Source organism: Azospirillum formosense (assembly GCF_040500525.1).
In the GTDB taxonomy this organism is placed as follows: domain Bacteria; phylum Pseudomonadota; class Alphaproteobacteria; order Azospirillales; family Azospirillaceae; genus Azospirillum; species Azospirillum formosense_A.
Window position 1 is genome coordinate 2,220,406 of sequence record NZ_CP159402.1, and the last position, 13,047, is coordinate 2,233,452.

At 63.9% G+C, this 13,047-nt stretch carries 12 protein-coding genes; 7 read left to right on the forward strand and 5 right to left on the reverse strand.

Annotated features, from left to right (window positions below; all coding sequences use genetic code 11):
- Positions 1–113: 113 nt before the first annotated feature.
- Positions 114–1,775 carry a peptide ABC transporter substrate-binding protein gene (locus ABVN73_RS10600; protein WP_353857955.1) on the reverse strand — a complete coding sequence of 554 codons (1,662 nt, stop codon included), beginning with the start codon at positions 1,773–1,775 and terminating at the stop codon, positions 114–116.
- Positions 1,776–1,969: 194 nt separating this feature from the next.
- Here ABVN73_RS10600 and ABVN73_RS10605 point away from each other — a divergent pair, with 194 nt between their 5' ends.
- Together ABVN73_RS10605 and ABVN73_RS10610 are read left to right on the forward strand one after the other, a co-directional pair.
- Positions 1,970–2,749 carry an enoyl-CoA hydratase-related protein gene (locus ABVN73_RS10605; RefSeq protein ID WP_353857956.1) on the forward strand — a complete coding sequence of 260 codons (780 nt, stop codon included), beginning with the start codon at positions 1,970–1,972 and terminating at the stop codon, positions 2,747–2,749.
- A 114-nt stretch (positions 2,750–2,863) separates the two neighbouring features.
- Complete coding sequence (locus ABVN73_RS10610; RefSeq protein WP_353857957.1) at positions 2,864–4,303, forward strand: DHA2 family efflux MFS transporter permease subunit; 1,440 nt, start codon at positions 2,864–2,866, stop codon at positions 4,301–4,303.
- Between the two features lie 42 nt (positions 4,304–4,345).
- Here ABVN73_RS10610 and ABVN73_RS10615 read toward each other — a convergent pair whose 3' ends face one another.
- Positions 4,346–4,591: a hypothetical protein gene (locus ABVN73_RS10615; protein WP_353857958.1), complete on the reverse strand. Its 246-nt coding sequence runs from the start codon at positions 4,589–4,591 to the stop codon at positions 4,346–4,348.
- A gap of 409 nt (positions 4,592–5,000) precedes the next feature.
- On the opposite strand from ABVN73_RS10615, the gene ABVN73_RS10620 reads away from it, so the two are divergent.
- Complete coding sequence (locus ABVN73_RS10620) at positions 5,001–5,891, forward strand: LysR family transcriptional regulator (RefSeq protein ID WP_353859480.1); 891 nt, start codon at positions 5,001–5,003, stop codon at positions 5,889–5,891.
- A 755-nt stretch (positions 5,892–6,646) separates the two neighbouring features.
- Here ABVN73_RS10620 and ABVN73_RS10625 read toward each other — a convergent pair.
- Complete coding sequence (locus tag ABVN73_RS10625; protein ID WP_353857959.1) at positions 6,647–8,506, reverse strand: AIPR family protein; 1,860 nt, start codon at positions 8,504–8,506, stop codon at positions 6,647–6,649.
- Positions 8,507–9,136: 630 nt separating this feature from the next.
- On the opposite strand from ABVN73_RS10625, the gene ABVN73_RS10630 reads away from it, so the two are divergent.
- The 4 genes from ABVN73_RS10630 (at position 9,137) to ABVN73_RS10645 (ending at position 10,953) form a co-directional block, all read left to right on the forward strand.
- A complete protein-coding gene (locus ABVN73_RS10630; protein WP_353857960.1) occupies positions 9,137–9,388 on the forward strand; it encodes a hypothetical protein in 252 nt (83 codons plus the stop codon).
- A gap of 23 nt (positions 9,389–9,411) precedes the next feature.
- Complete coding sequence (locus ABVN73_RS10635; RefSeq protein ID WP_353857961.1) at positions 9,412–9,642, forward strand: hypothetical protein; 231 nt, start codon at positions 9,412–9,414, stop codon at positions 9,640–9,642.
- Between the two features lie 562 nt (positions 9,643–10,204).
- Entirely contained in the window at positions 10,205–10,699 is a 495-nt protein-coding gene (locus ABVN73_RS10640) for a hypothetical protein (RefSeq protein WP_353857962.1), read from the forward strand.
- Positions 10,696–10,953, forward strand: coding sequence for a helix-turn-helix transcriptional regulator (locus tag ABVN73_RS10645; RefSeq protein WP_353857963.1), 258 nt, complete (start codon positions 10,696–10,698; stop codon positions 10,951–10,953). The genes ABVN73_RS10640 and ABVN73_RS10645 overlap by 4 nt, the downstream gene beginning before the upstream one ends.
- Before the next feature lie 14 nt (positions 10,954–10,967).
- Here the strand turns inward: ABVN73_RS10645 and ABVN73_RS10650 are convergent, their stop codons facing one another.
- Positions 10,968–11,147: a hypothetical protein gene (locus tag ABVN73_RS10650; protein ID WP_353857964.1), complete on the reverse strand. Its 180-nt coding sequence runs from the start codon at positions 11,145–11,147 to the stop codon at positions 10,968–10,970.
- Positions 11,148–11,222: 75 nt separating this feature from the next.
- The gene (locus ABVN73_RS10655; protein ID WP_353857965.1) at positions 11,223–13,046 is read right to left on the reverse strand and encodes an AAA family ATPase; all 1,824 of its coding nucleotides are present in this window, start codon (positions 13,044–13,046) and stop codon (positions 11,223–11,225) included.
- Between the last annotated feature and the right edge of the window lies 1 nt (position 13,047).

The window sequence follows — 13,047 nt, forward strand, 5'->3', positions numbered from 1 at the left end:
GCTGAGCGGAGCCCCCCTCCCAACCTCCCCCCGCTGCGCAGGGGGAGGAGCCATCCCCTCCCCTGCGCAGCGGGGGAGGGTTAGGGTGGGGGCAATCGCCGGTATGACTTTTCTCACTCCTTCGCCTTCCACGTCTCGATCCACAGCGTGCTGGAATCCAGATGCCCGGTCGGCACCACGCCCTCCAGCCAGGGCGGCAGGATGAACGGGTCGGCGCGGAAGAACAGCGGCAGGTTCGGCAGGTCCTGGGCGTAGAGCGTCTGCAGCTTCGCCCACAGCGCGCGGTTGGCGTCGGGCTCGCAGACATGCTCCAGGTCCTCCAGGACCTTGTCCATCTCCGGGTTCCGGTAGCCGGTGTAGTTCTGGCCCGCCCAGTTGTTGGCCTCCGTCGGGATCATGCTGGAATGCAGGATGGTGCGCGGGATGTTCTCGGGCGCGCTGATCCAGGCGAACAGCGCCATCGACTTGAAGCGGCGCTTCTCCAGCGTGTCACCGAACAGGACCCGGGCCGGCTCGTTGACGATGCGCACCTCGATCCCCGCCTGCCGCCATTGCGCCTGGAGCACCTGCTGCAGCACCTCGCGGGAGCGGTTGCCGGCGGTTGTCATGATCTCCAGCGACAGCCGCTCCCCCTTGGCGTTGTGGCGCACCCCGGCGCGCCGCTCGCTCCAGCCCGCCTCGTCCAGCAGCTTGGCCGCCAGCGCCGGGTCGAAGGCGTAGGTCGGGTAGCCCGGCGCGTGCACGCGGTCGAGCGGGCTGATCTCGTTGTGGGCGACCGGCTGGCGCCCGTCGTAGAGCTGCTTGGAGATCGCCTCGCGGTCGATGGCGTGGAGCAGCGCCCGGCGCACCCGCAGATCGGCCAGCGCCGGGTTGTCGAGGTTCAGCTCCACATGCTCGAAGAACAGGCCGGGCTTGTAGAAGACGTTGTAGCGGCTGCCGTGCCGCTTCTCGAAGGCGAGCACCTGGTCGAGCGGCAGGCCGGTCTCCCCCGGCACCATGTCGACCTGCCCGGCCAGCAGGTTGGCCTCCAGCGCGGCGGTGTTCTCGATGGACTTCACGACCACCCGCTTGAAGGCCGGCTTCGCCCCCCACCAGGTCGGGTTGGGCTCCAGCACCACATGGCTGCCCGGCTCGACCTGGGCGATCCGGTAGGGGCCGAACCACAGGCCGGGATTCGTCGTGTCGGTCTCGTACTTGGAGCGGTTGCGGTAGGTCGCCGGGTCGGCCTCGAACACCGCGCGCTCCAGATGGGCGGGCAGGATCTCGAAGTCGTTGATCTCGGCGTAGCTGCACACCGCCTTGTCGCGGTGGATGGTGAAGGTGCGCTCGTCCTTGGCGTCGATCGCCACGATGTCGCGGGCGAACAGGTCGAAGTTGCTGTAGCCGCTCTGCGGGTGCTTGCCGACCGCCCAGGTGAACAGCACGTCCTCGGTCGTCACCGGCGTGCCATCGCCCCAGGTCGCCTTGGGGTTGATGGTGTAGGTGACCTTGATGCCCTTCTTGCCGTCGGGCCGCGTCTCGTATTCCGCGGTGCCCTTGTCCAGCGCCGGCAGCTCGGTGCAGAGCAGGCAGGTCAGCCGCCAGTCGGGATCGTAGGCGGTGAAGGGCCGGCGCGCCATGGAGAGGACGTAGCTCTTGGCCATCATCGCTTCCATGGAGGGGTGCCAGTTGGACGGGAACTGGGTCATGCCGATCACCAGCTCGTCCTTCGCGGCTTGCGCGGGCGAGCCCATGGGGGCGGCGGCCAGAGCGGCGGCCAGGGTGAAAGCGGCCAATCCCGTTCGCGCCAATCCCGTTCGCATCGCGGCGTCATCTCCCGTCCGGTGAAGTCCCGGCTACGAACTATGGGGACCCGCGGGCCTCCGGTCCAGAGTGGAAGCGGGGTCTGCGAAGTCCTTGACGGAATGGGGCCGCGGGTGTTTGTGGTCTGCCCCATACGCAACCGAATGGATGGGGAGCCCGACACGCCATGGCCGGCACCGTGACCCTGACGCGCGACGGCGTCGTCGCCACGCTGACGCTCAGCAACCCCGAGAAGCTGAACGCCTTCGACAAACCGATGTGGCAGGCGCTGATCCCGCTGCTGCGCCGGCTCGGCGCGGACGGCACGGTGCGCGCGGTGGTGCTGCGCGGCGCCGGCGGGCGGGCCTTCAGCCCCGGCGCCGACATCTCCGAATTCGAGACGGAGCGCAACAGCCCCGAGCAGGGCGCCGACTACGGCGTGCTGATGGACGAGGGGCTGACCCTGCTGCGCGAGCTGCCGCACCCGACGCTGGCGGCCATCCAGGGCGCCTGCTGCGGCATCGGGCTGGCGGTGGCGCTGGCCTGCGACCTGCGGGTCTGCACGGCGGGAAGCCGCTTCGGCGTGCCGGTCAGCCGGCTCGGCATCTCCATGGCGCTGCCCGAGCTGAAGCTGCTCCACGACATCGCGGGCGGCCCGGCGGCGCTGGAGATCCTGCTGGAGGGCCGCGTCTTCGGCGCGGAGGAGGCCAGGGACAAGCGGCTGGTCAACCGCCTCGTCGCCGACGAGGCCTTCGAAGGCGAGATCGCCGCGACCTGCGAGCGCATCGCCGGGGGGGCGCCGCTGGCCGCCCGCCTGCACAAGCAGTTCGTTCGCCGCCTGTCCGATCCCGCCCCGCTGTCGGAGGCGGAGATCGCCGAATGCTACCACTGCTTCGCCACGGAGGATTTCCGCGAGGGCTACCGGGCGTTCCTGGAGAAACGCAAACCGGTGTTCCAGGGGCGGTGAGCGCCCGCGCATGCCAGGGTTCGCGCCATAGCGGTGGTTTCCGGACGGGGGAAGTCCAGATTGGGAAAACCGCACCCCCCGTCCCACCGCCTCATCCCCGCCATGCCTCCCGCCATGCCCCGCGCCACCCGCTACATTCCCTTCATCATCGCCTGCGCCCTGTTCATGGAGAATCTGGACGCGACGGTGATCGCCACGGCGCTGCCGGAGATCGCGCGGTCGATGGGCGAGGACCCGCTGCGGCTCAGCCTCGCCATGACCTCCTACATGCTGGCGCTGGCGGTGTTCCTGCCGGTCAGCGGCTGGATGGCCGACCGCTACGGCACGCGGACGGTCTTCGCGGCGGCCATCGGGGTGTTCACCGTCGGCTCGATCCTCTGCGGCCAGGCGGACGGGCTGTACGAGCTGGTGGGAGCGCGCATCGTCCAGGGGCTGGGCGGGGCGATGATGGTGCCGGTCGGGCGGCTGATCCTGCTGAAGACGGTGCCCAAGGAGAAGCTGGTCGCCGCCATGGCCCAGATGACCCTGCCGGCGCTGATCGGCCCGGCGCTGGGTCCGCTGGTCGGCGGTTTCATCGCCACCTACGCCTCCTGGCGCTGGATCTTCTACATCAACGTGCCGATCGGGCTAATCGGGATCGCGCTGGTGCTGACCCTGATCCCCAACGTGCGGGAGACCGAGCGCGACCCCTTCGACGGCCGCGGCTTCATGCTGAGCGCGCTGGCCCTGGCCGCGCTGATGTTCGGGCTGGAGAATGTGGGGCGCGGGGTGCTGCCGCCCGCCGCGGTCGCCGGGGTGCTGGGGCTGGGCTTCGCCGCCGCCTGGCTCTACCTGCGCCACGCCCGCGGGATGGAGCGGCCGGTGCTCGACCCCTCGCTGCTGCGGCTGCCGACCTACTTTGCCTCCGTCATGGGCGGCACGCTGTTCCGCATCGGCATCGGCGCCGTGCCCTTCCTGATGCCGCTGATGCTCCAGGTCGGCTTCGGGCGCACGCCCTTCGAGTCCGGGGCGCTGACCTTCGCCGGGGCCGCCGGGGCGCTGACCATGAAGGCGCTGGCCGGTCCCATCCTGCGCCGGCTGGGCTTCCGCCGGGTGCTGACCGCCAACGCGCTGCTCAGCGGCCTGATCCTGGCGAGCTACGCCGCCTTCCGCCCCGAGACGGCGCATTGGGTCATCCTGGGCGCGCTGCTGATGGGCGGTTTCTTCCGCTCGCTGCAGTTCACCGGGCTGAACAGCCTGGCCTACGCCGAGGTGCCCAAGGAATGCCTGAGCCGCGCCAACACGCTGGCCAGCGTGATGCAGCAGGTCTCGCTCAGCCTGGGCGTGGCGGTCGGGGCGACGGTGCTGCACCTGACGCAGAGCGTCAACGGCGGCCCCGGTGCCGCGCTGACGCCCACCGACTTCGTGCCGGCCTTCCTGACGGTCGGCGGGATGGCCTGCGTGTCGGCCCTGTTCTTCCTGCGGCTGCCGCCCGACGCCGGCGCCGAGATCAGCGGCCACCGCGCCCGCGCGCGGGCCAAGGAGCCGCCCCGCGCGCTCGAAGCGGCCGACTGAGCCGAGGCCTGACCCAACGCAGCCGGTTCAGGCGCAGCCGGATCAGGGGTCTTCCCAATCCGGCTCGTCGGCCTTGAGAAGCTCCAGGAGGCGGGCGACCCGACCCGAGGGGGGATGCCGCGTCGCCTCCCCCATGTAATCGTCGGCGCCGGTCCAGCTGGTGGCCTCCATCAGTTCGGCGGGCGTCGCGCCCGTCCCGATGATGCTGGCGATGCGCATGTCGTCCAGACGCCCGCAGATGTCGATCACCTGATCGCGGCTGAGCGCCGGCTGATGCTGATCGGGCATTCGGAACCCCTCCTTCCCAAATCCGCGTCACACCCGATTTGCCGCCCGTCCGCCGCCCGGCGCAACGGCGCAAGGGTGGAGGCCCCGCCGCAACAAGGAGGAGGCGCTTGCCCCGAGTCCCCAGTGTCCGAGCCGGCCCTCGATTGTCGTCCGAGCAAATCCAGCGCAGCGAAGTCGTCCTTCGGTTGCGGCAACGGCAAAAATCCCACAATGCGGGATAAACAAATGTGCGCTCTTCGCAGCACATCGGAAAATTCTTACCAAGCTTGGCTCTTTTTCATGCGGTGCGCCTTTGGTTGGGGGTGCGTTCGCCGCGCGTTCCCGGTATAAATGAGCATGGCGGCTATGCGCCGTCTTCAAGAATGAACGGGAGGCTTCCCGCCAGGGCGCGGGCAGCAAGACAGGCATGATGGACTGGGACAAGCTTCGGGTCTTCCACGCCGTGGCCGAGGCTGGAAGTTTCACGCACGCCGGCGAGACGCTGAACCTCAGCCAGTCGGCGGTCAGCCGCCAGATCAGCGCGCTGGAGGAAAGCCTCGGCGTGCCGCTGTTTCACCGGCACGCGCGCGGCCTGATCCTGACCGAGCAGGGCGAGCTTCTGCACCGCACCGCCCGCGACGTCTTCGCCAAGCTGTCGATGACCGAGGCGATGCTGACCGAAAGCCGGGAGCATCCGAAGGGGCCGCTGCGCGTGACCACCACGGTCGCCTTCGGCTCGACCTGGCTGACCCCGCGCGTCAACGAGTTCCTGTCGATCTACCCGGACATCCAGCTCACCCTGCTGATCGACGACAACGAGCTGGATCTGGCGATGCGCGAGGCGGACATCGCCATCCGCATGAACACGCCGCGCCAGCCCGACCTGATCCAGCGCCACCTGATGTCGGTGCATTTCCATCTCTACGCCCACCAGGAGTATCTGAAGAAGCGCGGCGTGCCGAAGATCGGCGCCGACCTGGACGGGCACGACATCGTCGCCTATCCGCCGGACGTCCGCGCGCCCATTGCCAACGTCAACTGGATCAACGAGGTGGGTGATCCGCCCCCGGGCGCGCGCAAGCCGATCCTCCAGGTGAACAGCATCTACGCCATGTACCGCGCCGTGGAGAGCGGCCTGGGCATCGCCGCCCTGCCCGACTTCCTGGTGGACGGCAGCAAGGAGCTGACGCGCGTCCTGCCGGACGTGGACGGCCCGAAGGTCGACGCCTACTTCGTCTATGCCGAGGAATTGCGCCATTCCAAGCGCATCGCGGTGTTCCGCGACTTCCTGGTCAAGAAGGTGGCGGAGTCGGCCTTCTGACCCAGCCCAGCTATTGTGCAGGCAAGGTGTTTGCCTGTTTTTGTTGCACAGGCGCCCGTCCAGCCATGCCGGGCGCCTTTCTTTTTGTACGGATTGTACCGAAACCCGTCCCGCATCTTTGCAATCCGATTGCCGCTTTGCCGGCGGGACCACCCACTCTTCAGTTCCATACGCCCCCGCACGCGAATTTTTCGCGTTTCTTCAATCCCTTACAAGCTATGCGGTTCTCGCATGGCCGAATTGGATATTTGGGGATGGAATCCTTTGGGCAGAATGGTCAAATCTTGGGCGTTGGATGTTGCGCCGCAGCATCCGGCGTTTCGTCCCGGAAGCCCGCTTCCGGGGTTGGGTCCTCGGACCCAGCGTCTCCCAGACGTGAAGCCTCCCTGTTCAACTCGCCGGCTAATCAACAGGTTAGCCGGCAGTTTTTTGCCTAGGCGCAACTTGGGGTCCCATAGGGGTCCCAAAGCGGCGAGGTTGGGGCGGCTCCAAAGACTCACTCAGGCGCCGGCAAAGTTGATGCTGTCCGCACCTGATGCCTTGCTCCTTCGTGCTGATGCCGCTGATGCTGGACATCATGTGGGCACCCGCCGAAGGTTCACTCAACTTCTCGGCAGGCGTTCCGATGACCGCCAGCGGGGAGGGCGAACCCTCCCCAGTCCAGTACAGCAACCTTGGAAGTTTAGAGAATGACACTCCCCGTTTACGTACGGATCGGGTGTTCGCAACTGCCCCGCGCGCCCGATCACATAACATCAGTTGTAATCAGAAATAACTTGCCTCATTTTGGCGATAGGGGCGCTCTTTCTAAAGCTCTTTTTGGTGACAGACATCTGCGTCCGAAGTAGTGGAGAGAACTCATCTCCTTTACCAAGTTTGTCGGATTTGAGGAATGCGTTCAAATCCTTGAGTTTATTGAATTCCGATTCATTAAACAAGCAATCCTCGTTGCCATCTGTAAGATAGTCATCAACAAGCTGCAAAGCAGCCTCTCCAATCTCGTTGAGCAAGCCGCCCTTATCAAGAGCGATGATCGCCTTGGAAATGCTTGCACTTCCATATCCACTACCGCTGTTTATAAGGATATCTTTCACAAGATCAACGGCAACCATTATGAACAGATAGCGCGTTTGCCCTCTGGTCGGCTGCTTTGCACCCCTACCGAAACCATATCCTGTTGCGAGCTTCTGCATGAGGTGTGCGGCGTAAAGAGATTCGACGCCGAACTCTGGCTCGTTCACGATTTTGTTAAACAACGTTCCGCCAGGAGCGAATGGCGGGTTCTTTCCATAGGCTATTCCTGGTTCACAGAGCCAGCCAGCCGCGTAAGCTTTTAGAAGCTCAAAGGCGTTAGCGGATTCGGCGTATTTAGGCAACGCCAGGGGATGCTGCCGCTGATAGGCTTTCCTTGCCTCCCACGCTCCGCGTTGAATTTCTAGGAACACACCAAAGCGGGAATTAAAGGCAGGCGCCCACGACCGAAAGTCCTTCTCCAGTGCGATGAAATCCTTTTCTCCAACAGTATTTTGAGAGTTTGTATATCTTGTTGTCTCTGTTAGTAGCTCATCACCCTCTGTACCAACCACTACGATTTTTGTAACTGCAACAGCATTGCCAAGTCGAGTTTCCCAAGCCGTTTGCTCAGGCGTCGGGGCACTTCCCCCTGAATTTAAGCGCCGCTGTAGAACTGACCAGATTGAGCGAGTGGTTTGGCAGCCATTAACGATAAACGGGTTAACTAACGTTACCTCGCTGTCGTCAGTAGAGCTGCGGATAACATCCTCAACAACAATGGTTATTCCATTGTTGTACAGTCCAAATCGTTCAGGGTGAGATTCAATAGTTTGCTCAATGCCTTTGTTAACTTTCTTTTTACTACCAAGGAACTTTCTAACGTTCTTCTCATACAGAAGGTCGAGGTCACCCGACATAATCCTGTAATCATTCATAAATTTATATATATCAGTAAGCTTGGCAGCACCGATGAGGAGGATGTCTCCCGCGCTTGCGACATTAGTTCGCAATTTCACATTGATCTTTTCCGGTCCAAATGCATCTTCTTCTGCAAGTTTATTGTAGATAGTTTCGATAGAAACAGCATCAACATCGAAAAGCCAATCAAATTTTGATCGCCCTATTACTTTAATATTCTGAAGGTATTCTTGCTCTCCGGGGCTGAGCTTTCTATTTGTAGCTAGCACATACTCCAAGCGGTCCTTCGGGCCGCTATTCGCGATAAAGTTACGAAGCCGATCAACAAGCTCCTTCGACATTGACGATAAGCTATCCCTCTTCCCTTCGAGGGTAGCAAACAGTTTTTGAGCTTCCACAGAGATAGTTTCCCCCCCAGAGTATGCCGTGCCATACTTACTCTGGACCAAAATCCATGTATCTCCCTCAACCCCCTCAGCCAAATCTTCTTTAATAAAAATAGCGGCGTCTATGCCGCCATCGCCAGCACCATCACACAGAATAATCTCTGATGACGATGCGTCGATTTCGTGCCAATCGCGCAGGATTTTTTCCGCAAAGCGATGACCTAATTCCGTCGTACTCGGCTCCCCAGCACGCACTTCCTCAAGCCATTGTTGTTCAAAATCTTCGAAGGGAATCATGGCAGGTATCCTTATTTACGACGGGAGCACAGAAGATAGCATAAAATACGCACTAATACAACTTCACCGCATTCGTAGCCCCTCTCGCACACCGCTATCCAACTACATTGGCTCGACATTTCGCAGATTGACGGCCCATTTGCCCATCTCGGGACGTAGTGCCTCCGCTCCAACGTGGTATGAAGGTGGGTGCCGCTGGGCATAATCCCTCCCTGCGGGCTTCGAACTTTCCTGGCTTGCGTCAATGCAGCCAGCGTATCCGCCAGCCCTCCTTCCTGATTTCCGCGCATTGCGGCAAGTCAAGAGCGATTCACCACCATTCCACGCCGAGCATCACACGTCGCATGGCGGAACGTAGCTTGCCCGGATTGGCCGACCGGCGCAGCCCCCGGCGGGTGTATGATGGCAGCCCAGTAGTTGGAGCGTGCGGACGCCTGGACTGCCGGGGGTGCGAGCCCCGGCCTCGATGCCGGGGCAAGCCGGGCGATTGCCAATCCGAGGTGAGCGGCGGTCGAGCACGATCATTTCAGGCAGGGTGCCGCCCAGGCGCTTACCTCCGACGCGGCGTTGCTGGCGGCGGGTTCCCTCTGAAATGATCGCTGCGAGTCACTACTTCCCAGTGAGGTCGCCATGCGTTGGGTGATGCTTGCAACGGTGTTGCTGTTGGGGGCTTGCGCCACCAACCATCAAGAAGCTTGTGCAGCCTACGGATTTAAGCCGGGCACAGATGCCTTCGCCAACTGCCTTATGACGCGCGAAGCTCAACTGAACGATGCGATCAGCCAAACACTTCGGGACAACGAGATGCGCACCAACGCCTGGGCTCAGCAATTGCGCTCACGCACCTGCATTCCAATGGGATATGACTTTAGTTGTTATTAACAAATTCTTTGGAGGGCTTCCGCATGGAAGTTCTCATATTCCAAATTGTGATCATTTTCAGCCTTAATGTGGCTTATTGGTTTGGGAGCGACGTAGAAACCGGCCTTCACTATGTGATGATAGTTGCATGTTGCTGGACCGTCGAAACTCTCCTTCTTTTATTTTTTCCGCCGCTCATTGTGGTTCAGCTTGCTGTTATTTGGGGAACGGTGCTTCATATTCGCCGCCGGGCTCAAGGGAAGGTATTACATTGAAGGCTTGGCTAGTGCGGCAGTTCTGCCCGCATTTGCTGCTCATCCTGAAGCACATGCCCGTGGCCTAGCGCAAAGGGCGCCGCTGCCTTTGCGCTGATTGACATCAGTTGCGGCAAGCCTGGGAGTCCGCTGGATGCGGCCTGAAGGGTGGGGAGCTACTGCCCCAGCGGCCAACGTCTGGGGCGACTCCATGGACTCCCAACGGGCTGCCAGAGGCATGCTTCCGCAGGTTGGATGCCGGCATGCGAATGCACCATCGCACCGCCTGCGGTCTGCGGTCAGGGGTGAGGTGCAGGATGGGGGCCCCGGCCCTGTCCGCACCGTGTGCTGGGCCAGCACAAGACACCCCCCTACCCTTCGGCTTGGAGGGGGTGGGGGTTGAAAACCGCGGCCCTGCCGCGGGGGGAGGGATCGCTCCCGTAAAATTTCCGCGAAAGGTTCGGTGTCCTCCAGCTTTCCCCGAAGCCTACCCAACAGAAACCATCCGATAGCGGATGCTTTTCAGTTATAATCCCACCCGCTCCCGATCTGGTGCGGAGCGTCGAAGCTGACGGAGGAACGAATGAGCACGCTGCCCGCCAAGCCCGGTTCCGGTCCGGTGAACGTGGAACGGGAACGGCCCCGGCACCGCGGGATTTCGCGCAAATTGAGCGCCGGCCTCGACGCCCTGGTACACGGCGCCCGCACAATCACCGATGCAGCCGAAAGCGCTGGGATGCGCCGGGAAGCTCTTTCGTTGGCGCTGCGGAAGCCGCACGTTCAAGAGGAACTGGACCGGCGTGTGCGTGATGCGATGAAGCGCAGGGGCGTCAAGGCGCTCGCCAACATCGAATTCCTGGGCGACATGGCGAAGTCGGAGTACGTGCGGCTGGAGGCCAGTAAGGACTTGGCGAACCGGGCCGGCTACATCCCGCCGAAGGAGCAGCCGTCTTCCGATGGCGTGCTGATCGTCAACATCGACCTTGGCGACGGGCGGGGTCCCTTCGTGCTGCACGATGGGTCGCAGGACGGTGCCGGGAGCCACGGCCCCCGTCTCGAAGGGCGGGTGTCGCCGTGACGGGGCGTCACGATCTGTGGACGGGCGACCTGCTGCCGCAGTTGATCGCGCGGCGCCAGCAGTTGGGCCTTACGCAAGACGAGCTTGGGGACCGCATCGGCGTCACGGATGCCCTGGTCGGCAAGTACGAAGCCAGGATGAGGGCGCCGGGCTCCTTCCTGCTGGCCTGCTGGGTGGAGGCGCTGGACGCGCGTCTGGTGCTGGAGCCCCGGACCGGCATCGTGCAAGGGATCAAGCCCGGCACCCGTTCTTGATGCCCCGTGCCGGGTCAGCGGGCGGCGTGGCGGCCTGCGTGAAGGGCGGCGTAGGCGGAGAGTGCGTCGCACCGCGGGCGGGCCGGCAGGGCGTCGAACAGGGCCAACGCCTCGTCCGCGGCCTGGGCATCGCATTCCAGACGGTGGAGAGCGGCCACCAGCGGGCCGGAGGCGGGGCCGGCGAAGACCCGCACCAGCGCGGCCAGCGCACGGGATCGGGCGGCGCGCTCGGCGGGTTGAGGTTGCGGACTAAGGGACCGAAACCGGCGTCAATCATCGCCGCCCCAGCGGGGTCGCCTGCCACGCCCATGTTCCGTTCCGGCATCGTCACGGGAGGCGGAGAGTTCGGATATGTCGGAATACCGCCCCGTCACCGTGTCGTAGGCCAGCGTCACCATGCCCAGGCGGCCCACCGACTTGAAGCGGCACTTGCGAATGTGGATTTCGGTGCGGGGCGGGTACGCTTCGGGAACACGATGCACCACCACCCCCAGGTCGGCCTTGTTCGCGAAGTTGGCGGACCCGGAAATGTCGTAAAGGGTGGGCACCGGGAACTTCCCTGCCTCCCGCTGCATCTTCGCCGGGTGCGCTACGAGCCACACATGCACGCCGTGCCGTGCCGCGAACCGCTTGATCTTGCCAAGCGCCTGACTGACGTACTCCGTCTCCGTCATGTTGGCGGGCCGGTGGTGCTCGATCTCGTTCCACGGGTCGATGACCAACCCACGGATGCCGTAGCGCATCACCGCGGCGGCGGCGGCCTCCAGCACCCATTCCAGTGTTGGGGCCACGTCGTCGGCCCGGATGAAGACGAAGCGTTCCCGAAGCCAGTCCAGAGTGCGGGCCAGCACGGCTTCGGTCATGCGCGGTCGCGGCCCATCCCAGAAGGGCGTTATGGTGTACTTCTCGGCCAGCTTGGACAGATGCTCGTCCGGCGGGTTCTCGAAGCTGCACAAGGCGAACCGCCATCCGTGATCGCACGCGAGGTTGACCATCAGGGCGTCGATGAACTCCGACTTGCCGCTGTTGGGGATGCCGGTCACCACCGACAGTTCGCCTTCCCGGATCGTCATGTAAGGGTCGAGGCTCGTCCAGCCGGTGGAGCGCGCCCGCTTCCGCCCGTCGCGGTAGAGGCTCAGAACCGCTTCCCGGAAGTCGTCGGTGTCATGAAGGGACCGGATCGGCCACGGCTTGGCGCTCGCAATGGCATCCCGCAGGGCGGCGGGACCATCGTTCGCCAGCACCTCGTTGGCGTCCTTGCGCAGGGTCCCATCGGCAGCCAGCCATTCGACGCGCAAGCAGCGTTCCCGACCGAAGCGGCGGGCCAGTTCCTCGGCCAGCGCCTTGCCCGGCTCGTCCGCATCAGTGGCGATGACGATCTTATCCACTCCTGCCAGTTCAGTGCGGCAATTCCACACGTAGGCGAACTTCGCGTCGTCCTCAGGGTCGATGTCGCCTTCCCTCACCCGCTGCGGGGCGCCATCGGGCACGGACAGGACGTTGACGAACCCGGCTTCGAGCAGGCTCAGGGCGTCGATCTCGCCTTCTACGATGATGACTTCCCTGGCTCCGGCGATGCCGTCGAGGTTGTAGAAGACCTTCTCCGCGTCCTTTTCCTGCCTGAACCGCTTGCCGCGGGTCCGGTACTTCACGTTGACCACCTCGCCGTTCCGGCGGTAGGGGAAGGCGATGGCGCCGACCGTGGCGCCGGGCGCGCAGCCGGGCATCCAGGTCTGGACGCAGGTGACGCCCGCGGCTTCCAGGGTGGCGCGGCTGATGCCGCGGCTGGCGAACCACTCCACCACCCCCTCCGGCAAGGTGCCGGGCGTGAAGGCCAGCTTGACCGGCTTCGGCTTGCGGGGCCGGGGGCTCGGGACAGGGGCGTCATGATCCTGGGCGCCCACGTTGCCGGTCCAGCCGCAATGGTGGCAGTTCCAGACGGCGCCGTCGTCGTCCACCGTCACGGACAGGCAGGGGTCGGCCTTGTGGCGGCGGCGGGTGTGGCTGCACCGCGGGCAGACGATCTTGTGCCCGCCCTGGCCGTAGGAGGAGAGGCGGATGCCGTGTTCAAGAAGGCGTTCAGCGAGGGTCATG

Bases quoted from the DNA above. Each gene is read 5' to 3' on its own strand.
- ABVN73_RS10605 (WP_353857956.1), top strand. From the start codon at position 1,970: ATGGCCGGCACCGTGACCCTGACGCGCGACGGCGTCGTCGCCACGCTG.
- ABVN73_RS10630 (WP_353857960.1), top strand. From the start codon at position 9,137: ATGCGTTGGGTGATGCTTGCAACGGTGTTGCTGTTGGGGGCTTGCGCC.
- ABVN73_RS10635 (WP_353857961.1), top strand. From the start codon at position 9,412: ATGGAAGTTCTCATATTCCAAATTGTGATCATTTTCAGCCTTAATGTG.
- ABVN73_RS10625 (WP_353857959.1), bottom strand. From the start codon at position 8,506: ATGATTCCCTTCGAAGATTTTGAACAACAATGGCTTGAGGAAGTGCGT.
- ABVN73_RS10655 (WP_353857965.1), bottom strand. From the start codon at position 13,046: ATGACCCTCGCTGAACGCCTTCTTGAACACGGCATCCGCCTCTCCTCC.
- ABVN73_RS10620 (WP_353859480.1), top strand. From the start codon at position 5,001: ATGGACTGGGACAAGCTTCGGGTCTTCCACGCCGTGGCCGAGGCTGGA.
- ABVN73_RS10640 (WP_353857962.1), top strand. From the start codon at position 10,205: ATGAGCACGCTGCCCGCCAAGCCCGGTTCCGGTCCGGTGAACGTGGAA.
- ABVN73_RS10610 (WP_353857957.1), top strand. From the start codon at position 2,864: ATGCCCCGCGCCACCCGCTACATTCCCTTCATCATCGCCTGCGCCCTG.
- ABVN73_RS10615 (WP_353857958.1), bottom strand. From the start codon at position 4,591: ATGCCCGATCAGCATCAGCCGGCGCTCAGCCGCGATCAGGTGATCGAC.